This window comes from Litorivita sp. NS0012-18 (assembly GCF_040371945.1).
Taxonomy (GTDB): domain Bacteria; phylum Pseudomonadota; class Alphaproteobacteria; order Rhodobacterales; family Rhodobacteraceae; genus Litorivita.
Window position 1 is genome coordinate 740,766 of record NZ_BAABWS010000001.1, and the last position, 19,955, is coordinate 760,720.

The 19,955-nt window shown below is 61.7% G+C and carries 18 protein-coding genes and 1 tRNA gene; 7 read left to right on the forward strand and 12 right to left on the reverse strand.

Features of this window, described 5'->3' with window-relative positions; translation table 11 throughout:
- The first annotated feature begins 49 nt into the window (after positions 1 to 49).
- Both recJ and ABWV64_RS03530 read left to right on the forward strand, forming a co-directional pair.
- Complete coding sequence (gene recJ / locus ABWV64_RS03525; RefSeq protein ID WP_353342899.1) at positions 50 to 1,798, forward strand: single-stranded-DNA-specific exonuclease RecJ; 1,749 nt, start codon at positions 50 to 52, stop codon at positions 1,796 to 1,798.
- 172 nt (positions 1,799 to 1,970) lie between these two features.
- A tRNA-Glu gene (locus tag ABWV64_RS03530) sits at positions 1,971 to 2,045 on the forward strand.
- Positions 2,046 to 2,185: 140 nt separating this feature from the next.
- Here the strand turns inward: ABWV64_RS03530 and ABWV64_RS03535 are convergent.
- The 4 genes from ABWV64_RS03535 to ABWV64_RS03550 form a co-directional block, all read right to left on the reverse strand.
- Complete coding sequence (locus ABWV64_RS03535; protein ID WP_353342900.1) at positions 2,186 to 3,229, reverse strand: diguanylate cyclase domain-containing protein; 1,044 nt, start codon at positions 3,227 to 3,229, stop codon at positions 2,186 to 2,188.
- A gap of 2 nt (positions 3,230 to 3,231) precedes the next feature.
- Positions 3,232 to 3,819, reverse strand: a complete 588-nt coding sequence (locus ABWV64_RS03540; protein WP_353342901.1) for a heme NO-binding domain-containing protein — start codon at positions 3,817 to 3,819, stop codon at positions 3,232 to 3,234.
- A 156-nt stretch (positions 3,820 to 3,975) separates the two neighbouring features.
- The gene (locus tag ABWV64_RS03545; protein WP_353342902.1) at positions 3,976 to 5,811 is read right to left on the reverse strand and encodes a DUF4153 domain-containing protein; all 1,836 of its coding nucleotides are present in this window, start codon (positions 5,809 to 5,811) and stop codon (positions 3,976 to 3,978) included.
- 101 nt (positions 5,812 to 5,912) lie between these two features.
- On the reverse strand, positions 5,913 to 6,641 hold the full coding sequence (locus ABWV64_RS03550) for an HAD family hydrolase (RefSeq protein WP_353342903.1): 729 nt from the start codon (positions 6,639 to 6,641) through the stop codon (positions 5,913 to 5,915).
- A gap of 215 nt (positions 6,642 to 6,856) precedes the next feature.
- Here ABWV64_RS03550 and ABWV64_RS03555 point away from each other — a divergent pair, with 215 nt between their 5' ends.
- The gene (locus tag ABWV64_RS03555) at positions 6,857 to 7,339 is read left to right on the forward strand and encodes a MarR family winged helix-turn-helix transcriptional regulator (protein WP_353342904.1); all 483 of its coding nucleotides are present in this window, start codon (positions 6,857 to 6,859) and stop codon (positions 7,337 to 7,339) included.
- Positions 7,340 to 7,442: 103 nt separating this feature from the next.
- Here ABWV64_RS03555 and ABWV64_RS03560 read toward each other — a convergent pair whose 3' ends face one another.
- Entirely contained in the window at positions 7,443 to 7,727 is a 285-nt protein-coding gene (locus ABWV64_RS03560; RefSeq protein ID WP_353342905.1) for a DUF3572 domain-containing protein, read from the reverse strand.
- A gap of 232 nt (positions 7,728 to 7,959) precedes the next feature.
- Between ABWV64_RS03560 and ABWV64_RS03565 the strand changes: the two genes are divergently transcribed.
- On the forward strand, positions 7,960 to 9,351 hold the full coding sequence (locus tag ABWV64_RS03565; RefSeq protein ID WP_353342906.1) for a diguanylate cyclase: 1,392 nt from the start codon (positions 7,960 to 7,962) through the stop codon (positions 9,349 to 9,351).
- Positions 9,352 to 9,535: 184 nt separating this feature from the next.
- On the opposite strand, the gene ABWV64_RS03570 is transcribed toward ABWV64_RS03565, so the two are convergent.
- The 4 genes from ABWV64_RS03570 to ABWV64_RS03585 all read right to left on the reverse strand — a co-directional run bounded on the left by ABWV64_RS03570 (position 9,536) and on the right by ABWV64_RS03585 (position 11,809).
- Positions 9,536 to 10,081, reverse strand: a complete 546-nt coding sequence (locus ABWV64_RS03570) for a periplasmic heavy metal sensor (protein ID WP_353342907.1) — start codon at positions 10,079 to 10,081, stop codon at positions 9,536 to 9,538.
- 4 nt (positions 10,082 to 10,085) lie between these two features.
- Positions 10,086 to 10,508, reverse strand: coding sequence for a hypothetical protein (locus ABWV64_RS03575; protein WP_353342908.1), 423 nt, complete (start codon positions 10,506 to 10,508; stop codon positions 10,086 to 10,088).
- A complete protein-coding gene (locus ABWV64_RS03580; RefSeq protein WP_353342909.1) occupies positions 10,501 to 11,100 on the reverse strand; it encodes an RNA polymerase sigma factor in 600 nt (199 codons plus the stop codon). The genes ABWV64_RS03575 and ABWV64_RS03580 overlap by 8 nt, the downstream gene beginning before the upstream one ends.
- Before the next feature lie 106 nt (positions 11,101 to 11,206).
- Positions 11,207 to 11,809: an EF-hand domain-containing protein gene (locus ABWV64_RS03585; RefSeq protein ID WP_353342910.1), complete on the reverse strand. Its 603-nt coding sequence runs from the start codon at positions 11,807 to 11,809 to the stop codon at positions 11,207 to 11,209.
- Positions 11,810 to 12,088: 279 nt separating this feature from the next.
- Here ABWV64_RS03585 and ABWV64_RS03590 point away from each other — a divergent pair, with 279 nt between their 5' ends.
- Both ABWV64_RS03590 and ABWV64_RS03595 read left to right on the forward strand, forming a co-directional pair.
- Positions 12,089 to 12,496, forward strand: coding sequence for a DUF983 domain-containing protein (locus ABWV64_RS03590; RefSeq protein WP_353342911.1), 408 nt, complete (start codon positions 12,089 to 12,091; stop codon positions 12,494 to 12,496).
- 54 nt (positions 12,497 to 12,550) lie between these two features.
- Positions 12,551 to 13,300, forward strand: coding sequence for an NUDIX hydrolase (locus ABWV64_RS03595; protein WP_353342912.1), 750 nt, complete (start codon positions 12,551 to 12,553; stop codon positions 13,298 to 13,300).
- Here ABWV64_RS03595 and ABWV64_RS03600 read toward each other — a convergent pair.
- On the reverse strand, positions 13,263 to 14,165 hold the full coding sequence (locus ABWV64_RS03600; protein WP_353342913.1) for a DMT family transporter: 903 nt from the start codon (positions 14,163 to 14,165) through the stop codon (positions 13,263 to 13,265). The two genes, ABWV64_RS03595 and ABWV64_RS03600, sit on opposite strands and share 38 nt — an antisense overlap.
- A gap of 81 nt (positions 14,166 to 14,246) precedes the next feature.
- Positions 14,247 to 15,290 (reverse strand): aldo/keto reductase, encoded by a 1,044-nt coding sequence (locus tag ABWV64_RS03605; RefSeq protein ID WP_353342914.1) that lies wholly within the window; start codon positions 15,288 to 15,290, stop codon positions 14,247 to 14,249.
- 69 nt (positions 15,291 to 15,359) lie between these two features.
- On the opposite strand from ABWV64_RS03605, the gene metG reads away from it, so the two are divergent.
- Positions 15,360 to 17,231 (forward strand): methionine--tRNA ligase, encoded by a 1,872-nt coding sequence (metG, locus tag ABWV64_RS03610; RefSeq protein WP_353342915.1) that lies wholly within the window; start codon positions 15,360 to 15,362, stop codon positions 17,229 to 17,231.
- 79 nt (positions 17,232 to 17,310) lie between these two features.
- Here the strand turns inward: metG and ABWV64_RS03615 are convergent, their stop codons facing one another.
- Complete coding sequence (locus ABWV64_RS03615; RefSeq protein WP_353342916.1) at positions 17,311 to 19,860, reverse strand: methyl-accepting chemotaxis protein; 2,550 nt, start codon at positions 19,858 to 19,860, stop codon at positions 17,311 to 17,313.
- Positions 19,861 to 19,955 lie beyond the last annotated feature (95 nt).

Consider the following 19,955-nt stretch of genomic DNA (forward strand, 5'->3'; position numbering starts at 1 on the left):
CGCGCGGGGCCTGCCCCGATGGGCCAAACAGATGTAAGGCAATGGTTTGATGAGCTATCTGGAGGTTGAACGCTCGCTGTCGGGGCGGCGCTGGGTCGGACCGGGGATCGAGGTGGACCGCGCCGCCGAGGCCATTGCCCAAGACACCGGATTGCCGCGCCCCTTGTGCCAGACCTTGGCGCGGCGCGGCGTGCGCGCCGATGAGGCCGAGGCCTTTTTGAACCCGCAATTGCGCGACCTTCTGCCCGATCCGCGCAGCCTCAAGGATATGGAAAAAGCCGCCTCAAGGTTTCTGCACGCGCTCAAAAGCAAAGAGCGCATTGCGGTTTTTGCCGATTACGATGTCGATGGCGGCACCTCTGCGGCGCTGCTGATCTGGTGGCTGCGCGATATGGGCCATAGCGCCACGCTTTATGTGCCCGACCGGATCGACGAAGGATACGGACCCAACGAGCCCGCAATGGCCGATCTGGCCAAGGATCACGACCTGATCATCTGCGTGGATTGCGGCACGGTCAGCCACGGGCCGGTGGCCGCCGCCAAGGGCGCGGATGTGGTCATTCTGGACCACCATTTGGGCGGCGAGGAGCTGCCCCCCGCTTTGGCCGTGGTCAATCCCAACCGTCAGGACGAGAGCGGCGATCTGGCGCATCTTTGCGCCGCTTCTGTGGTGTTTTTGATGCTGGTCGAGGCCAACCGGCAATTGCGCGAGGTCAAGGTGCAAGGACCTGATCTCATGGCGCTTCTGGACCTGGTGGCCTTGGCCACGGTGGCCGATGTCGCACCGCTCATCGGGGTCAACCGCGCGCTGGTGCGCCAAGGGCTCAAGGTCATGGCGCGCCGCGCAAGGCCTGGCATTGTGGCGCTGTCGGATGTGGCGCGGATGGATACCGCGCCCTCCTCCTATCACCTTGGCTTTTTGCTTGGCCCGCGGGTCAATGCGGGCGGGCGCATCGGGCAGGCCGACCTTGGCGCGCGGCTGCTTTCTACCGACAATATGCACAAGGCCAAGGCCATGGCCGAACGGCTCGATATGCTCAACACCGAGCGGCGCGAGATCGAAACCTCGGTGCGCGCCGCCGCCATGGCACAGGCCGAAGCGCGCGGGCTGGACGCGCCTTTGGTTTGGGCCGCGGGCGAAGGATGGCACCCCGGCGTGGTCGGGATCGTCGCCAGCCGGATCAAGGAAGCCACCAACCGCCCCGCCGTGGTCATCGGCCTCGACGGCGATGAAGGCAAAGGATCGGGCCGCTCGATCTCAGGGGTGGATTTGGGCGCCTCGGTGCAAAAACTGGCCGCCGAGGGGCTGCTACTCAAGGGCGGCGGTCACAAAATGGCGGCGGGCCTGTCGATGACGCGCGCGGGGCTGGAGGCGGCGATGGCGCGCTTGTCGGAGCTATTGGCCAAGCAAGGCGCGGGCAATGCCGGTCCTGCCGACCTCAAGCTCGACGGGATGCTGATGCCTGCTGCGGCGACGGTGGAGCTGATCGAAATGATCGAATCCGCCGGTCCCTTTGGCGCCTCTGCCGCCGCGCCGCGCTATGCCTTTGCCGATATGGAGATCAAATTCGCCAAACGCGTCGGCGACAGCCACCTCAAGCTCAGCTTTACGGACGGGATGGGGCCGCGCATCGACGCGATCTGTTTTGGCGCCTTCGACACCGATCTGGGGCCACGATTGCTGGAGCATGACGGGATGCGATTCCATTTGGCAGGCCGGTTGGAGATCAACGAATGGGGCGGGCGGCGCCAAGTGCAACTGCGCCTCGAAGATGCCGCGCCAGCGCATCGCGCATAAGCCGTAAAGACCCGCCGCCTTTCGCGCCAGAGCGGTCAATTCCGCGCAAAACCGCGCAAAACCCATGTATATTCACCGTTTTTCAGGTCATTCAAAAAATCTGCAAAAAGTCGGAAATTATCTCTTGCACGGCGGGCAGGCTTTGCTTAAACACCGCCTCACGCCAAGGCATGGCCCGTTCGTCTATCGGTTAGGACGTCAGGTTTTCAACCTGAAAAGAGGGGTTCGACTCCCCTACGGGCTGCCACTTTTCCTTGGAAAAGTGCCCCCGCCTGCCTCGCAAATCTGTCCCTCGAAGTATAGAGCATAGACCGCGCAACGGCTTCGCCTCGATCTGTGATGTGATCGGCCAAAGCGCCGCGCGCCGCCGCCTTGTAGCGCCGCGTTCTACCCTGCCTCGCGCCCCACAGGCGGCGCAAGATTGCGATCATCGCCGAGCAAATCATCGCTATAGAAGGTATGGCAGGCGCGGCCTTTGTGTTTGGAGGCATAGAGCGCGATATCGGCATCCGATAGCAGACGGACCGCATCGGGCGCGTCATAGTCGGTCGACAGCACCGTGCCAATCGAACCGGAAATCCGGCACATCTGACCGTTATAGGGCACCGGCTCCTCAAGCCGCGCAATCATCCGCCGCGCGATCTCTTCGAGTTTTTTGCGATCCGTCAGCCGGTTGAAAATCAACACGAATTCATCGCCGCCCACGCGGGCGACCGTATCCATATCGCGGGTCTCTTCGACCATAATTTTCGCGACCTTTTGCAAAACGGTATCACCCGCCGCATGGCCCATCGTGTCATTGACCGCCTTGAAGAAATCCAGATCGAGATGCATCAGGGCAAAGCTCTTTCCCCCCTCAAGCAACCGCCCGAGGATATGATCCATCGCGCGGCGGTTCTTCAGCCCCGTCAATGTATCGGTAAAGGCCTGTTCTTCGGCGGCGATCATCGCCCCTTGCAGGCGTTGGTTCAACGTGCGCGACGCCTCCATCGCGGCGGATTTCGCCTCGATCAGATAGAGCATTTCAATGGTCGGGTCGGTCACCGCAAAATCGCGGCTGGTCAGAGAATAATCGGCCAGCGCGTCGAGAATCGAAATACCGAAAGACAGGTTGATCAACACCCCCGCCTCATCCATGCGCGGCACCATGACACCTTTGAGGTCGGTGCAGGGCGCATCGCGAAACCGCAGGTGCAATTTGCGCCCCATCAGCCCCATCAATCCGGCCATCGTTGCCTCGACACGCGGGCGGTTCAATTCGAACACCTCGAAGAACCGCTTGCCAATCAAGGCGTCACCGCCGCGCATTTTCTTGAGCGTCGGCCCCATATGGCGGATATGGCCCGTGGCGCTGACGAAAATATGCATCGGGCACAAGACGTCCATCGCCGCGCCCGCTGTCTTGAGGAATTCTTCCTTGTCGATGATCATGATCAGCCCACCTTGGCCCCGAGATGAAAACTTTTGCCTTCGGTAAAATCGCTTTCCAGAAGACGGATTTCGATCCGTTCGCGCCCCTGCCCTGCCGCGCTGTAATCGAGCATCACCAAAGCCCCGTAATCATCGGCCATCGCGCGCAAAAGGCCGAGCATCACATGCCCAAAGCCAGCCATCGAGGTTTCGAGCGAGAGGGCGAAATATTCCGGCGAGCGTTCGGTCAATTCCATCGCCGGCAGGTCCAGATCCGACACCGCCAGACGCGCCCGCCCCGGTAAATCGTCGAGCGAGTGGAGAAATTCGATGAAATTCACCCCGCCAAAGCGCAGCAGGCGCCGCAGAGCTTCGACCTTGGGGTTGGAGACAAGATAGGTGCCGATATCTTCAAGCACCTCCTCGCGCGGTTTGCGCAAGACGGTTTCGAGACTGGAGAGCACATCAAGCGTTTGTTGATCCTCATAGGTCAACATCGCCTCGAAAGAGCCAAAGCCCAAATCGGCATGATGCATCACCTGCGCCCATGTGTCATCGCCATAGGTATCGCGGGTAAAGCTTTGAATGGCTGTATTGATTAATCCGTGCATGGCCCTGCTCTTGGTCTCGTGCTGAACGCAAGATGGACCACGTGCGGTTAATATTTGCCCAATAGTTTCAATTGTAGCGATTAGTTGCGCCCCGCCCGACGATGCGCGGGGGCACGCGCCGGATGGGGCGAACGCGACGATGACGTGCTCGGTCTGCTAACGCCCCGCAGGCACAATTTCCGCATCCCCGATATAGAGCGCCATCCCGCTGCGCGGCGCGATGCGCAAATCGCCTGCCTTTATCTTGGCAATCATCTGTGCTGCCGCAGGTTTATCCAGCCACGGCCCGAGGCCAATCAACGACGAAGCTTGCGCCGCCAAGCTCGCGTCATCCTTGAACTCAAGAAGCCTCGCTTCCGGCGGATTGGCCACCACGATCAGGCCAAAACGCCGCCCGTCAAAGGCGTCAGGATCCATCATATAGAGCACACAGCTCGCCTCGCCCGAAGGCTGCGCATTGGCGCAACTCTTCGCCCAACGTTTCATTAAGTTCGCCAGCCTCATCGCCGATGTAACCAGCGGCATCTCGGCCCCTTCGGGATAGACGGCAACCGCCTCGCGCCATTTAGCAAGGTTTGCCAACATCTCGTCGCCTCGGCGGGCGCCAGACAAATCATAGCGGCCCCGAGCCGTGCGGGCCGCGCCGATATCTGCCACAAGCGCCTCCATCCCCGCCGTCTTTGCCCGCTCTTCGAGACGCGCCAAGGCCGCGCGGCCCGCAAGACCATAGCTGGTCTTCAACGCATAGAGCGTGCGCCAATCGGTGCGGCCTTGCGCGCCTTGCGGCTGGGCATAAAGCGCCAGCATCCGCGCCTCCTGTGCCCGCGCAGAGATCGATTGCGCGTTCAACAACGGGGTCATCGACGCGGCCAGCCCGACCATCAAGGCCACCGCCAGATAAAGGTTCGCCTTGCGCAGCCGCCCCATCCACGACGCGCGAAATCCGCGCAGCACCGCACCCGCATAGGCAAGCGCATAAAGCGCAACATAGCCCGCCCCCATGGCCGCGCCGATGCGCTGCGGGGTCCATCCGTATTGCGCCACGCGCAGCCAGATCGCATAGACCGCAATCGCCGCCAGCGCGGGCAAAATCACCGCCTGAAGCTGCGCCGCGCCGCGCAAAAACCGGCTCTGCGCCGCTTCGCTATCGTCGCGGTCCACCAGTGCCGAAATCAACCCCGTCGCAATCGCCGCCATGACCAAGACCGAAACCACCGGCGACAGGCTCAGGGCCGAACCGCCCCGCAGCCCAAAAGGAAAGGCCACGATATAAAGCGCCGTCACCGCCAAAACCAAAGGCAGCATCACCCGCGCGAAGCGCACGAAAAGATAGGGCGTGATATAGCCGCTCATCTCATGCACCAAAGCCATCGCCAAACCGAACACCGCGCCCGAAAGCAAGAATGGCAAGGCATCAATGCTCTCGAGAATGTCTTCGAGCGAAATGCCGACGGCCTCCAGCAAGCCGTTCGAGAAGAAAAACAGCGCCCAGAAAACGCCGGTAAACAACAAGGCCGCCGCCGCGCGCACCACCATGACCCATGCGTGATCAAAGAGCCGCCCATAGTCGCGCAGCCCGCCGGCCCGCTCGGCACCGGCGATCAAAAACGGCGCGGCGATGGCCGAGAGCGCAATCAGCGTGAGCATCGCGGGCCATGTCTCGCCAAACCCGTCGCCTGCCTCAAAGCGCAGCCCGTAAAAGCCGCCAAATGCGCTGAGCGCCAATCCGGCAGCAACGGCCAGACCCAGCGCGCGCCCCAATTTGAGCGGACCGCTGAGCACCAAAGCCAAGGCCGCAGCGCCGATAAGCAGGGCGCCAAGGCCCCATTGCACTGCAGGCAGGGAGAACAGATCCTCAAACACCTGCCCCACCAGATAGACCGCCAAGCCCAGCCCCGCGCCCATGAGCGCCAAAGCGGCGCGAAACTGCGCGCCCTGCGCGCCCGCTGCGTCCTGCGAGGGCTGCGCCTCGGGTTGGGATATCTGGTCCATCTGCTCACCTCCTACATCATCAAACGCTGCCAAACGCTTGACCTATCGTGATTATATCAAAGCGCAGCCCCCGCGGGCAGAGGGCAAAACCGCGCGCTGTCTCACTGCCCCGCCATCCATTCAGGGATATGGCCGATATGGGGCAAGACCACATCGGCAAAGGGCGCAAGCTCTGCCGCGCTGGCCAATCCGGTCAAGACCCCGACCGTGCTCATCCCTGCGGCGCGCCCTGCCATCAGGTCATGCAAGCTGTCGCCCACCATGGCCACGCGGGCGGGCACAAGGCCCATTTTCGCGGCAAAGGCCAAGAGCGGATCAGGCGCGGGTTTGGCCCCGTATCCGCTGTCATATCCGGCGACAAAATCGAAATGCGCCGCAATGCCTGCCGCGGCCAGATGCGCATGGGCGGCATATTCGCTGTCATTGGTCATCACCCCGAGCGCGAGGCCCTGCGCCCCGAGCCGCGCCAAAAACGGGTCCAGATGCACCGCGGGCACCTGCGGCACATCCGCCGCAGCGACGGACAAGACCCGCTCCAGCGCGTCGATATCGGGGCTTGGCATGGCAAGGGCGAGGCATTGCGCCGCCTCGCGGGCGGTGCCGGCGATGATCGGGCTGTCCGGCAAAAACTGCCGCACCGCCATATCGAAGCCCGCCGCCTGCGCCAGATCGCCCAAGGCCGCGCCGCTCGCCTGCGCCTGCTCTATCAAGAATTCTGCGGTCCAGTCGGACCAGCTTTTGTGAAAATCGAACAGCGTGCCGTCCTTGTCGAACAACAGCCCGTCGAGGGGCAGACCCTTGCCGTGCAAAACCGTCGCCGGATCACTCATCTCTACTCTCCCCGCGTGGGGCCGGATTGGCCCGCATCCCCTATGCGCAACCTGCCCCGCCCGATCCCAGCCTTCAAGCCTCAATCAGGCCGCGCCGCGCGATACCGCCACGCGCGCCCTATGCGAGGCGCAAAACCTGCCGCGCGCCATGTGACGCAGCGGTGCAACCGCGCGCCGCCTTGACAGCAGCCCGCCCCCTATGAGCCTATGCACTCATGACAAAGACCGACACACGCCCCGCCAAGCAAAGCGCCGAGCGCTACCGTTTGCAAAGCTCGCTTGGCTACCACCTCTCGCTGGCCTCGCGATTGCAAGAACGCCGCCTCGACGAAGCCCTGCGCACCTTGGGGCTGACGCGGACCTCTTGGTGTGTGCTTTTGGCCGTGGGCAATGAGGGAATGGAGCAACCCTCTGATATCGCCAGCTTTATCGGCATCGACCGCACCGCCACGTCGCGGACCTTGCGCCATATGGAAAGCGATGGTCTGGTCGCGCGCTCCTCGGGCGAAGGCGACAAACGCACCCGCCGCGTGGTGCTCACCGAAAAGGGATGCGCCGCGATCCGCAGTGCCACGCCCTTTGCCCAACATAATGCCGAAGTTCTCGCGCTGCGCCTGTCCGATGGCGAGCAGGACGAGTTGATCCGACTTTTGACCAAGCTCAGCCACGGCGAGGATATGGACCTGTCGACGCTTTAGGCGCCGAGCGGCGGCTGGACGGCGACGGGACGGTGGCTCACGGTGACTGGGCGGTCACGGGCCGGCCCGACTTGCGCCCCGCCGCCCGCGACTTGTACGCCGCTCAGGTCCAGTTGACCTGCGCCCCGCCCGGCAATGCGGCGCGCGCCAGCATTGGCCCCTCATAGCGCTCGCCAATCGTGTCGCAAAACCCCACGACCCAAGCGTCATCCATCATCAAGAAATCGAGAACCGAGCCCAAAAACTCCGGCTCCGAGGCGCGGGCACGCAAATCGGCCTCGGACGCGCCGCTGGCGCCCAAGAACACCGGCAGCAAATCCTCATTGCCCGCCAACCACGCCAGAGCCTTGAGGGCGAGGGTCTCGGCCGCATCTTGCGAATAGCTCATATCTCGATCCTAACCGGCACGCCGCAGATTGGGCGCGCCTCATACCTATCGGCGCCCATCGCCGCATTCAATGGCGCATGGGTTCGCACCAACGTCCGCGCAGGTCCACGCGCCCGAATTGATCGGCGCGAATCCGCCTGCACCGCCCCCGCCCGCGGGACCAAATAAAGGAATAATTAACCATTCCGACCCAAGGTAAGAAAACTGTAACAGTCCCGAGAGGCGTGATGACATGCCAGGCAAGATTTTGATCGTCGATGATATTTCGACGAACCGCATCGTCCTGAAGGTCAAGCTCTCTTCAGCCTTCTATCAGGTATTGCAAGCGCGCAGCGCCAAAGAAGCGGCCGCCTTGATCACCAGCGAAAGACCCGATCTGGTGCTCGCCTCGGCACGCCTGCCGGAGGTCGGCGCGATCGAGCTTTGCGCGCTCTTGCAAGCGGCGGCAGGCGATCACAGCTTGCCCATCGTATTGATCGACACCGAAGACCAGCGCGATACCCGCCTTGAACGCCTACGCGCAGGGGCGGACGATGTGCTCACCAAACCGCTTGATGATCTGCAACTTCTGGCCCGCGTGCGCAGCCTCTTGCGCCTGCGCAGCGGCACCGAAGAATTGCGCCGCCGTTCGGGCACCGTGCCGGTTCTGGACGAAAAAGAGTTGGCGCTATGCGATGCGCAGGGGGCCCATGTCAAACTGTGCACCGATGCGCCGCCGCGCGCGATCCGTTGGCAAAAGGCGCTGCAAAAACGGTTTTCCGAGCAAGTCTCGACCGTGCTCTTGCGCGATGCGATGCGCGGCTTGCAAGAAGGCACACATACCGACGCCTTCGTCATTCAACTGAGCGACGAGGCGCCCGACGCCGCATTGCGCCTGATTGCAGATGCCCGCTCGCGCAGCGAGACGCGCGATGCCGCCGTTATTGCCATCATGCCGACCGAAAACCGCCGCCTGGCCGCCGATGCGTTGGACCTTGGGGCCAATGATGTGCTGTGCGGCGGATTTGACGTCGAGGAGCTCTCTGTGCGGCTGGCACGCCAGATCGCCCGCAAACGGCGCACAGAAATGTTGCGCGAAAAACTGGCCTCGGGCCTGCGCGCGGCTGTCACGGACCCGTTGACCGGCCTTTACAACCGCCGCTACGCTATGCCGCAACTGGCGGAACTGGCGCAGGCCAGCTTGCAAAATGGCGAGGATTGCGCCGTCATTCTCGCCGATCTGGACCATTTCAAATCCGTCAATGACCGGTTCGGCCATGCCGCCGGTGACAGCGTTCTTTGCGAAGTGGCGAAGCGATTGCGCGACAATCTGCGCAGCGTGGACATGGTGGCCCGTATCGGCGGCGAAGAGTTCTTGATCGTGATGCCCAATACCACGCTTCATGAGGCCCATAGCGCCGCCAGCCGCCTGTGCCGGATCATTGGCCAAACGCCGGTACGCGACGCGTCGACCCCCCATCCCGTGCCCATCACCATTTCGATTGGTCTGGCCATGTGCGGCACAACCCTACATGCGGAGGGGGATCATGCCCGCACCATGCTCGAACAGGCCGACAAAGCGCTCTATGACGCCAAAGCTCAAGGCCGCAATCAGGTCACGCTCAGCCGGTTGAGCGCCGCATAACCGGCCAAGATCGTGCCGCCTCATCGTCGCGTGCGACCGCCAGCGGGGCACACGTCGGGCGGCATATGACCGGGCCGATCAAGGAAACCAGCAACACCAAATCTAGGATGACAAGACATCAACAGAAGCGGCGGCTGTGATCGCCCCCGCCCTGCTGTGCATGCTAATTGACGACGGTCCGGTCTTAGTCGCCCTTATGGCGCCCCTCATGCCCCTCCCCATGGCGCCCATCGCGGCCGCCGCGGTGCTCTAACGCTTCCTCAAGCCGCGCGGCAAATTCGGCGCGCTGCGCGTCGCTCATCTGTGTGAGTTTCTCTAGCAAAAGCGTCTGCCCGATCAACTGGCGCTCAAGCGCAACGGCGCGTTGCTGCGCCAGACTTGCTGCAAGCGGCGCGGGGTCGAAAGGCACTTGGCGCAGGGCTTTCAAAATGACATCAAATTGCGCCCGCATATCATCGCGGCTCGGGCGGCCTTCACGGTACGCCTCGCGCAGCTTCCCGCCCAGCGCCCTGCGGTCTTCGCGGCTGAGCGCATAGGTCAAAGGCCCGCTGGCTTGATCGAGCCGCGGCGGGCGATGGTGGTCGCGCGGACCTTTGGAGATCGCACCAACCACGAGGCCCACGATCGCAAGGTTCAATGCCAAGGACACGAACAGCACAATTCGCAACCAAAGCCGCATACGCGGCCGCGCCTGCACGCCCTCGGGTGTCACTTTTTCATTCGGTGCCATTGACTTAGCTCTCCCCAAGATCAAATTCGAAAGACGGCATCACATCGACAAGATAGCCGTCCTGAGCCGCAAAATAGAGGCCCGCATCGGCCAGATAGAGGCTTGCCGCCTGCCCGAGGCCGACAGGTTGCACCGCACCGAGCCACAGGCCCGCCGTCGCCACGCTCGCAAGGCCAGCGAGCGCGGGCCAGCCGCCGATGGCCGCGCGAAACTGTGCCCAGAGCCCGCGCTGCGCCTCGCCCCCCGCATGAGATATGGCTTGAGGCGCGCGCGCGGCGTTGATGTCGGCCTGCACCCTTTGCGCGTCCGCCAAAACCGCCGTCATCAGCGCCGCATCGGGCACGGGTGCGGCCTCGCGGCCTGCGGCAAAGAACAGGTCAAGATCGACATCGCCCGCTGCATTTTGGTTCTTGCTGTGCTCAGTCATCGCTAAACCCCAATTCATCGCGCCGTCCCGACAATATCGCCGTCAGCGCACGCTTGCCTCGTGCGGTCAAACTTTCCACCGCCTCGGCGCTAATGTTCATCATCTGGGCAATCTGCGGATTGCCCAAACCCTCGATATGGCGCAGCACCACCGCCTCGCGCTGGCGTTCGGGCAACTGGGCCAAAGCCGCGTTCAACGCCTCGGCGCGGCTTCGCGATTGCATCTGCTGCGCCGCCGAAGCGCTTTCATCGGCCGGCTCCGGCGCGGCCTCGAGCGGCGCAGAGCGCGCGCGTTTGCGCAAACGGTCGGTGCAAAGATTGGCCGTCACGCGGTAGAGCCATGTGCTGACCTGCGCTTCGCCGCGCCGCCACTGGGGCGCGATTTTCCAAAGGCGCAGCAAGGCCTCTTGCGCCACATCGTCCGCTTCGGCCCGCTCGCCGAGCATACGCACCGCTTGGGCCAGAACCCGCGGCAAGAGCCGCACCGTCAAGGCCCGCGCCGCCGCCTCGTCGCCACTGGCAAACAGCGTCAGCAGCGCCTCGTCCGGCACATCGGCCAGCGCATCGTTATGGGCGTCGTAGGGCATATTCATCGTCCGCTGGCGTATCCTGCCTGACCTATAGGTTCAAGACGCGCGCGCCTTGGCCTGTGCCGCCCGAACTTGCGGGCGGCACAGGGGGATTATCGGCTCACGCGGATCACTCGCTTTGCGCCGGAGCATCCTCGCTGGGTGCCTCTTGGGCTGGGGCTTTTTTCATCCACGAGCGTTTTCCATGCGCGCCATCCTTGTGGTGACCCTCCTTGTGGCCCCATTTGTGATCGCCATGACGGCCGCCTTTGCCATGCTCGCGCATCTGCGCATGGCGCTCTTGCATCTTGGCGAACTCTTCGGTCGAGATTGCCCCGTCATCATCCGCGTCCAGACGCGAGAACATCTTGGCCCCGCCATCCTTGGGCGACATTTCGTCAAGGCTGAGCTTGCCATCGTCATTGGCATCGCGGTGCTCGATCATCCGCGCCGCGCCGCGCTGTGCGTGATCCTTGGCGTTGTCACGCATCCGCGCTTCCATACCGGCGGCCATTTCATCCACCGAAAGCGCGCCGTCGCCATCCGTATCCGCCGCGGCAAACCGTGCCTCGGCAAAGGCCTTGATCTCCTCTTGGGTCAGCTTGCCGTCCGAATTGCGATCTGCCGCTTCGAAATCGATACGCGGGCCCATGCCATCGCGTGCCATCGCGCCGCCCGCGTTCACCGCAAGGCCAAGGGCAATCAAACCGCTGAGAATATATGCTCGTTTCATCTTTGGATCTCCATCCTGAAATAAACCCGTTGTCAGGTCTTTGCTGTTAGCGTCCCGTATCGGCCCTTTGTGGCCGGTTATGCGTCTTCAACGGGTGGGCAAAGACATTCCGTCGCAGAAAAATGCTTTTTCTCTCGCCGCCCCCGAATTGGACGGCATTTGCGCAATCGGCCAAGCATTTTGCGACATGGGGACGCAAGCGCGCCGCGCTGCCTTCCCTTTCGCGCCGCCATGCCCCAAGTTTGGCGCAGCGCATCTATGCCCTATGAGAGTTTTCAAATGTCTGATCCCAACTCCCCCACCGCCCAAACCGCGGCATCACCGACAAGCTTCGGCCAGACCCTTTGGCGCGGCTGGCGGCGCAAATGCCCCAATTGCGGCTCCGGTCCGATGCTCAAAGGCTACCTTAAGGTGCGCGATACTTGCACCGTGTGCCGCGAGGATTTGACCCATCAGCGCGCCGATGACGGGCCCGCCTATGTGACGATTTTGATCGTCGGGCATTTGATGGCGCCGCTCATGTTGGGCTATTACACCGCCTACCGGCCGGATCCTCTGGTCGGGATCACCATCTTCTCTATTGGCTGCGTCGCGCTATCGCTATACCTTCTGCCCAGATTGAAAGGGATGCTGATCGCATTCCAATGGGCGCGCGGCATGCACGGATTTGCCGAACGCGATATATAATCAGGGCCTTGCGCCCGACATCCTGACATCTTTCAGGAAACCAGAGGGACGCGCATGAGCGAACAGGCACCGAACCATACCGGCCAACAAAGCGGCAAAACCATCGACAAAACCGCGATCCGCGATGCCTCGACCGTGATTGTCATGCGCAACCGTTTTGAAGAGCCGCATATCTTGATGGGGCAACGCGGGGCAAACGCGGCCTTCATGCCGAATAAATTCGTCTTTCCCGGCGGGGCGGTTGATCGTGCCGACGCCGATATTCCCTTGGCCGCTCCCATGCCGCCGCTTTGCGCCGACCGTATCGCCCAAGACAGCGCCAAAGACATGTCCCATGCTTTGGCCGTTGCGGCGATCCGCGAGCTTTGGGAGGAAACGGGCCTTGTCCTTGGCACGCAAGGCACTTGGGACATGCCCCCGCCCGAGGATTGGCAAAGCTTTGCCAAAACCGGCCACCTGCCCAGCGCGACGGCGCTGCAATTCGTGTTTCGCGCCATCACCCCTCCGGGGCGTCCGCGCCGCTTTGACGCGCGGTTCTTCCTCGTAGATGCCGATGCTGTCGCCACTGATCTGGATGATTTTTCTGCGGCATGCGACGAGCTCTCGCATCTGCAATGGATCCCGCTGCCCAAGGTGCGCGAGTTTGACCTGCCCTTCATCACCGAAGTGGTTCTGGCCGAGGTGGCCGACCGCGCCCATGATCTTGCGCCGCCCGCCTCGGTGCCATTCTTCAACAACACCAGCGGCGACAGCCGCTTCGAGCGGCTTAAAGAACGCGTATCAGCACGAGGACGCTTAGACTGATCAACGCGATCCCGAAGACTTCGCGCGCTGTGATTTTCTCTTTGAAAAACAGCGTCGAAGCCAGCAGGGCAAAGATCAACTCCACCTGCCCCAATGCGTTAACATAGGCCGCGTTCATCAAGGTGAAGGCCGTGAACCAGCTGAGCGATCCGGCCATCGAGGTCATCCCGACCCACCCCGCCACGCGCCATGCCGCAAGCGTGCGCATGATCTCGCCGCGCTCGCGCAGCCGCAAATAGAGCCCCAAAAGCGCGACCTGAAACAGCACGACAAAGCTGAGCGCAACCCCCGCGCGCAGCAGCGGATCGGCAGAGCCGATCTCAAGGCTCGCACCGCGGTAACACACCGCCGAGACCGCGAAAAACGCCCCCGACAACAGGCCCAGCCCCGTGGCGCGGTTGAGCATACGGCGCAACACACCGCCCGACACCGCAGGCATATCCGACAAAACCAGAACCCCCAAAAGCCCGATCACAATCGCAAACACCGCCGCCGTCGACACGCCTTCGCCCAAGATCAAAAACCCCGCAAGCGCGGTCTGGATCACTTCGGTTTTTTTGAACGTGATGCCCACCGCGAAGTTGCGGTGTTTGAACAGCATCACAACGCAAACCGTCGCCAAAATCTGCGCTGCGCCGCCCGCAATCGCAAAGGGCACAAACCCCGCGCCAATCGCCGGAACGGCAGAGCGCGTCAAAGCGCCATAGCCCAAGGTGAGCGCCACAACGACGGGCGCGGCAAACACAAAACGCGCAAAGGTCGAGCCACCCGCCGAGAGCGCATGGGTGCTCAGATGCTTTTGCAGCATAAAGCGCAGCGTTTGAAAAAAAGCGGCGCTCAGTGTGGCGATAATCCAAAGATCCATAAAGCGGCTATACGCGCGCCGCAATACATCGGCAACGGGCGATGCGCCCCCTATGGCATTGGCACGGTCAAACGACGCCGATCAATAGGGCATCGGATGGGCATGGTGCACCGCATCCAGATCGCGCAGGACCGGTTTTTCGAGCGTCAGCTCCGCCGCGCCCAGAATGCCTTTGAGTTGCTCAAGCGTCGTCGCCCCGATGATGACCGAAGCCATAAAGGGCCGCTGCTTCGCCCAAGCCAGCGCCATTTGCGCCGGATCAAGATCATGTTTGAACGCCACATCAATGTAGTCGTCGATGGCATCGAACACCCGCGCGGTTTTGCGCCCGCCCAGTTCGGGCACCAAAGACATGCGCGAGGCTTCGGGCACCGAGCCGCCTTGGTATTTTCCGGTCAACAGCCCCGCTGCCAAAGGCGAATAGGCCAATAGCCCGACCTCTTCGTGGTGGCACAGCTCGGCCAGATCGGTGTCAAACAGGCGGCACAGAAGAGAATATTCATTCTGGATCGTCGCGGCGCGCGGGCCGCTGCCCGCCTCGGCCAGTTTCAACCACTGCGCCATGCCCCACGCGCTTTCATTCGACAGGCCGAAATGTCGGATCGTGCCGCGCGCGACCTCGGCCTGAAGCGCCTCCAATACCTCGGCCATATTGTCCAAAACCTCTTGGCGGTTTTGCTTGTGCGGCGCAAAGTGCCAGTTTTGCCGGAAATGGTAGGAGCCGCGATTGGGCCAATGCAATTGGTAGAGGTCGACGTGATCGGTTTTCAACCGGCGCAGCGATCCTTCGACGGCCAAACGCACCGTCTGCTTGCTGCTTCCTGCGCCATCGCGCACATGTTTTAGCCCCGCGCCCGAATGCTTTGTCGCCAAAACCACGTCGCTGCGCCGGAAGCTTTTCTCGAACCAAAGCCCGATAATCCGCTCGGTCCGCCCGATGGTTTCGGCCGAGACCGGATTGACCGGATACATCTCGGCGGTGTCGATGAAATTGATCCCGCTATCGAGCGCATAATCGATTTGTGCGTGGGCCTCTTTGGTGCGCGTCTGAGAGCCAAACGTCATTGTTCCAAGACAAAGTTCGCTCACCATAAGGCCGGTCCGGCCCAGCGGGTTCTTTTTCATAAGATATCTTTCCGTTTCAATTCCCGAAGCGCCCGCCGCGCCGATAGGGCAATGCTCCCCCTCGCGCCCATGCCAGCCGCCCCTTCGGACTATCCCACGAAGGTTACAATTGTTTTGACGTTAGCGACAACATCGCAATCTGCGCTTTGCCTCTTGCAGCACTGGCACGGCGCGGCAAGCTGGGGTAAAGGAGAGGCCAAAGCGACAAGAGGCCCCGCATATATGACACGTCACCTGATCACTTCGGCCATTCCCTATATCAACGGGATCAAGCACCTCGGAAACCTGATCGGCAGCCAGTTGCCCGCCGATCTTTATGCCCGTTTTCAACGTGCGCGCGGCAATGAGGTGATGTTCCTATGCGCCACCGATGAACACGGCACCCCCGCCGAACTGGCCGCCGCCAAGGCCGGCAAACCGGTTGCGCAATATTGCGCCGAAATGCATGAGGTGCAGGCAAGGATCGCCGAAGGCTTCCGGCTGAGCTTTGATCACTTTGGCCGCTCGTCCAGCCCGCAAAACCACGCCCTGACCCAACATTTCGCAGGGCAGCTCAACAAAGCCGGCCTGATCCGCGAAGTCAGCGAAAAACAGATGTATAGCCATGCCGATGGCCGCTACCTCCCCGATCGTTATATCGAGGGCACCTGCCCCAATTGCGGTTTCGAGAGCGCGCGCGGCGATCAATGCGACAATTGCACCAAGCAGTTGGACCCGACCGATTTGATCAACCCGCATTCGACGATCTCCGGCTCTATCGACCTCGAAGAGCGCGAAACCAAACACCTCTATTTGTGCCAAAGCCAGATGCGCGGGCAGCTTCAGGAGTGGATCGACAGCAAGGCCGATTGGCCGGTTCTGACAACCTCTATTGCGAAAAAATGGCTCAACGACGGCGACGGGCTGCAAGACCGCGGCATCACCCGTGATCTGGATTGGGGCATTCCGGTCAAGGACGGCGATGCCGATTGGCCCGGAATGGAGGGCAAGGTCTTCTACGTCTGGTTCGACGCGCCGATCGAATATATCGCCTGCGCCAGCGAATGGGCACAAGCCAACGGCAAGAGCGAGGCCGATTGGCAACGCTGGTGGCGCACCGATATGGGCGCCGATGACGTGCGCTACACGCAATTTATGGGCAAAGATAACGTGCCGTTCCACACGCTCAGCTTCCCCGCGACGATCCTTGGGTCGGGCGAGGACTGGAAGCTGGTCGATTACATCAAATCCTTCAACTACCTCAATTATGACGGCGGGCAATTCTCGACCTCGCGCGGGCGCGGCGTGTTTATGGACCAAGCGCTCGAAATTCTGCCTGCCGATTACTGGCGCTGGTGGCTTCTCAGCCATGCCCCCGAAAGCTCGGATGCGGAATTCACATGGGAGAATTTCCAAGCCTCGGTGAACAAGGATCTCGCCGATGTCTTGGGCAATTTCGTCAGCCGCATCACCAAATTCTGCCGCTCGAAATTCGGCGAAGAGGTGCCTGCGGGCGGCGCATATGGCCCGCAAGAAGAGGCATTGATCGCCGAACTCACCACCCGCATCCGCGCCTATGAAGGCTTCATGGATGCGATGGAGGTGCGCAAATCGGCGCAAGAGCTGCGCGCAATTTGGGTGGCGGGCAACGAATACCTGCAATCGGCCGCGCCGTGGTCGACCTTCAAGACCGACCCCGAACAGGCCGCCGCACAGGTGCGCCTCGGGCTGAACCTGATCCGGCTCTACGCGGTCCTCGGCGCGCCCTTCATTCCCGATGCTGCGGCCTCTCTTTTGACCGCTATGCAAACCGGCGACGACGCTTGGCCCGACGATGTGCCCGGCGCTTTGGCCGCCCTGCCCGAGGGTCACGGCTTCTCGGTGCCAGAGGTGCTTTTTGCCAAGATCACCGACGAGCAGCGCGAGGACTGGCAAAGCCGTTTCGCGGGCGTGCGCGACTGATCGGAAGTTCAAAACCTCAAAGCGCGCCTCGGGTCACGGGCGCGCTTTGATCTGGGTTTTTCTCGGGGTCCGTCCCGCTTTAAAACTCGTCCCATTCTTCCAGATCACTGGACGGCTCACGCGCGACAGCGGCGACGGCTTGCGGCTTTGATGCGGTGGCAATGGGCCGCTGCGGCGCCGGCGCGGGCCGAGGCGCAGCTTGGCGCGGTGCGGGCGTGCGGTTCTGAGCGCGCGCGGTTTTGAACCGGTTGGCCGCCTGCCCCAAAGCATTGGCCTCCGAGGTCAGCGCATGGCTGGCCGCCGTGGTTTCCTCGAACATCGCAGCGTTTTGCTGCGTCACCTGATCAAGATCATTCATCGCGTTGTTGATCTCGGTCAGACTCGCAGATTGCTCGCGCGCGGAAGAGGCGATGTTGCTCACCCGAGACGTAATATCGCGCACCGAGGTCACGATCTGGCTGAGCGCTTCGCTGGTTTTATCCACCAGATCCACACCGCTTTTCACTTGCTCGCCGCTGGCTTTGATCAAATTGTTGATCTCGCTGGCCGCATCCGAAGAGCGCTGCGCCAAAGCGCGCACCTCGGTGGCGACAACCGCGAAACCGCGCCCAGCCTCACCCGCGCGGGCCGCTTCGACCCCCGCATTAAGCGCCAAGAGATTGGTTTGGAAGGCAATATCATCGATGACCGAGGTGATCTTCGAAATTTCCTGCGAGGACACTTTGATCCGGTCCATCGCGGATTTGGCTTGCTCGGCGACCTCGCCGCCGGTTTCAGCGTTAGACTGCGCGCCTTTGGCGATTTTCGTGGCTTCATCCGCGCCCTCGGCGGCGGACTGCACCGAAGAGGTCAATTGATCCACAGCAGCAGCGGTTTCTTCCAAGGTCGCGGCCTGTTTTTCGGTGCGCTGCGACAAATCATCGGCAGCATTTGTGATCTCGGACGCCTCGGAGCGGATCGATTCCGCATTCTCCAAAACCGCTTCCATTGCACCCGAAAGGGCCTCGAGCGCAGTGTTGAAATCGTGGCGCACGGCCTCGTAGTCGCCCTTGAACGGGGTGTCGATACGCACGGTCAGATTGCCATCGGCCAAGCCGCGCAGACCGGCCCCCAGAGCCTCGACAACCTGCTTTTGCTCTTGTTGCACCGCGTTCTGGCGCTCCTGCGCGGCCATACGCTCTTCAAGGGCCTCAGTGACATCCATGCCAAGGAAAATCGCCCGCAAAAAATGCCCGTTCTCATCCATAATCGGCGTAAAGCTGCCATCGACGATCAAGCGGCGGCCGTCCTTGCTTTTGACCCAATAGCGCGCGTGATGCACGTTACCGGCTCCAATGCTGCGGCTGATGGCGATGCGCTCCTCTTCGGTGCGCCCCTCCGCTTTGAACAGATCGGTCGAGATCATTTCGTTGAGTTCCGGCAGCGAGAAACCGGTCAATTCGTTAAAGACCTCATTGACGTAAATCGGGGTATTCCTCGGGCCGATATCCACGCGCAATTGCGTATCATCAATCGCCGTCAACACAGCGGCATTCAATGCAGCTTCGGTCACATCATCCCATTCGACGACATATCCGATCCGCGTGCCGTCCTCATCGAGGATCACATCGAAGGAGATTTCCACCCCGCGCCGCGCCATGCGCATCCGGTGCACGAGACGCTCACCTGCCGGCAAGGCGGCCAGTTGCGCATCCAAAGCCTCAAGCCCTTCAAAGCGCCCGATCGATACGCCCACCAAGGCAGAGGGATCAAAGTCGGGCCAGTTTTTGGCAATACGGCTTTGGAACTGCTCGAAAAAGGACCGGCATGCGGTGTTATAATAGGTGACCGCGCATTGCGCATCGAGCAACATCGTCGCGGCGCTTGAACCGGAAAAACCCGCGCCCTTAAACGCGGTTTCACGCGCCAAAGCATCCGCCGTCGCTAGGCTGTCGCGAAAACAGGCCAGACGGCGCGCGATCACGCCAATCTCGTCCCCGCGCGTCGTGCCTGAAACACTGACATCGTAATCGCCGCCCTCGATTTTCTGCATCGCGCGGGCGGTGCGCAGCAACGGACGGCTGACAAAAAGCCCCAAGAAACCCGCCGTTAGCACCAAGGCACTCAAAAAGACCACGCCCGCAATCATCATGGAGCGGCGGTTCTCTATTTGCAGATTGATCAATTGGCGTTGATCGGTCCAACGCGTGGCAATCACGCCGACGATCACATTGTCCGGACCAAAACGTATGGGCAACGCCTGCAGCAATCCGCGATCCGCAGCGACGATTTCTCCGCTCTCCAATGCTGCCTTAGCAAGCGCGGCAAGGGAGGCATCACCACCGGTTTGCGCCATGCTGTCAAACACCGTGTTGCCATTGGCCAGCAGAACCAGACCGCCCATCGCATCGCCCATGCTGCCTTCGATCATACCGGTGATAAAGGCCTCCACCGCAGGCGCGTTGCCAAACTTCACCGCCGGTCCCATTTGCCCCGCCATCATGGAGTTGGATTCAGAAGCACGCGCTGCGACATTCTCGATGATGACCGCCTGCACCTTCTTTTGCGACAGATATTCCGTCGTCGCCAATACGAGCAGGACGCTGAAGGCGACAAAAGCGGTGGTACTGACAAAGATGCTTTTAAACATCGACTTACGGCCAATTTTGAGAAGAGAGGTAGACATATTATTCCCCGAGATAAACGAAACGAATGCCGAAAGCTCTGGCGCGCGGCCCCGAACTG

Coding starts and splice junctions, on each gene's coding strand:
- recJ (WP_353342899.1), top strand. CDS start 50: ATGAGCTATCTGGAGGTTGAACGCTCGCTGTCGGGGCGGCGCTGGGTC.
- ABWV64_RS03535 (WP_353342900.1), bottom strand. CDS start 3,229: ATGATCATCGACAAGGAAGAATTCCTCAAGACAGCGGGCGCGGCGATG.
- ABWV64_RS03540 (WP_353342901.1), bottom strand. CDS start 3,819: ATGCACGGATTAATCAATACAGCCATTCAAAGCTTTACCCGCGATACC.
- ABWV64_RS03545 (WP_353342902.1), bottom strand. CDS start 5,811: ATGGACCAGATATCCCAACCCGAGGCGCAGCCCTCGCAGGACGCAGCG.
- ABWV64_RS03550 (WP_353342903.1), bottom strand. CDS start 6,641: ATGAGTGATCCGGCGACGGTTTTGCACGGCAAGGGTCTGCCCCTCGAC.
- ABWV64_RS03555 (WP_353342904.1), top strand. CDS start 6,857: ATGACAAAGACCGACACACGCCCCGCCAAGCAAAGCGCCGAGCGCTAC.
- ABWV64_RS03560 (WP_353342905.1), bottom strand. CDS start 7,727: ATGAGCTATTCGCAAGATGCGGCCGAGACCCTCGCCCTCAAGGCTCTG.
- ABWV64_RS03565 (WP_353342906.1), top strand. CDS start 7,960: ATGCCAGGCAAGATTTTGATCGTCGATGATATTTCGACGAACCGCATC.
- ABWV64_RS03570 (WP_353342907.1), bottom strand. CDS start 10,081: ATGGCACCGAATGAAAAAGTGACACCCGAGGGCGTGCAGGCGCGGCCG.
- ABWV64_RS03575 (WP_353342908.1), bottom strand. CDS start 10,508: ATGACTGAGCACAGCAAGAACCAAAATGCAGCGGGCGATGTCGATCTT.
- ABWV64_RS03580 (WP_353342909.1), bottom strand. CDS start 11,100: ATGAATATGCCCTACGACGCCCATAACGATGCGCTGGCCGATGTGCCG.
- ABWV64_RS03585 (WP_353342910.1), bottom strand. CDS start 11,809: ATGAAACGAGCATATATTCTCAGCGGTTTGATTGCCCTTGGCCTTGCG.
- ABWV64_RS03590 (WP_353342911.1), top strand. CDS start 12,089: ATGTCTGATCCCAACTCCCCCACCGCCCAAACCGCGGCATCACCGACA.
- ABWV64_RS03595 (WP_353342912.1), top strand. CDS start 12,551: ATGAGCGAACAGGCACCGAACCATACCGGCCAACAAAGCGGCAAAACC.
- ABWV64_RS03600 (WP_353342913.1), bottom strand. CDS start 14,165: ATGGATCTTTGGATTATCGCCACACTGAGCGCCGCTTTTTTTCAAACG.
- ABWV64_RS03605 (WP_353342914.1), bottom strand. CDS start 15,290: ATGAAAAAGAACCCGCTGGGCCGGACCGGCCTTATGGTGAGCGAACTT.
- metG (WP_353342915.1), top strand. CDS start 15,360: ATGCCAGCCGCCCCTTCGGACTATCCCACGAAGGTTACAATTGTTTTG.
- ABWV64_RS03615 (WP_353342916.1), bottom strand. CDS start 19,860: ATGTTTAAAAGCATCTTTGTCAGTACCACCGCTTTTGTCGCCTTCAGC.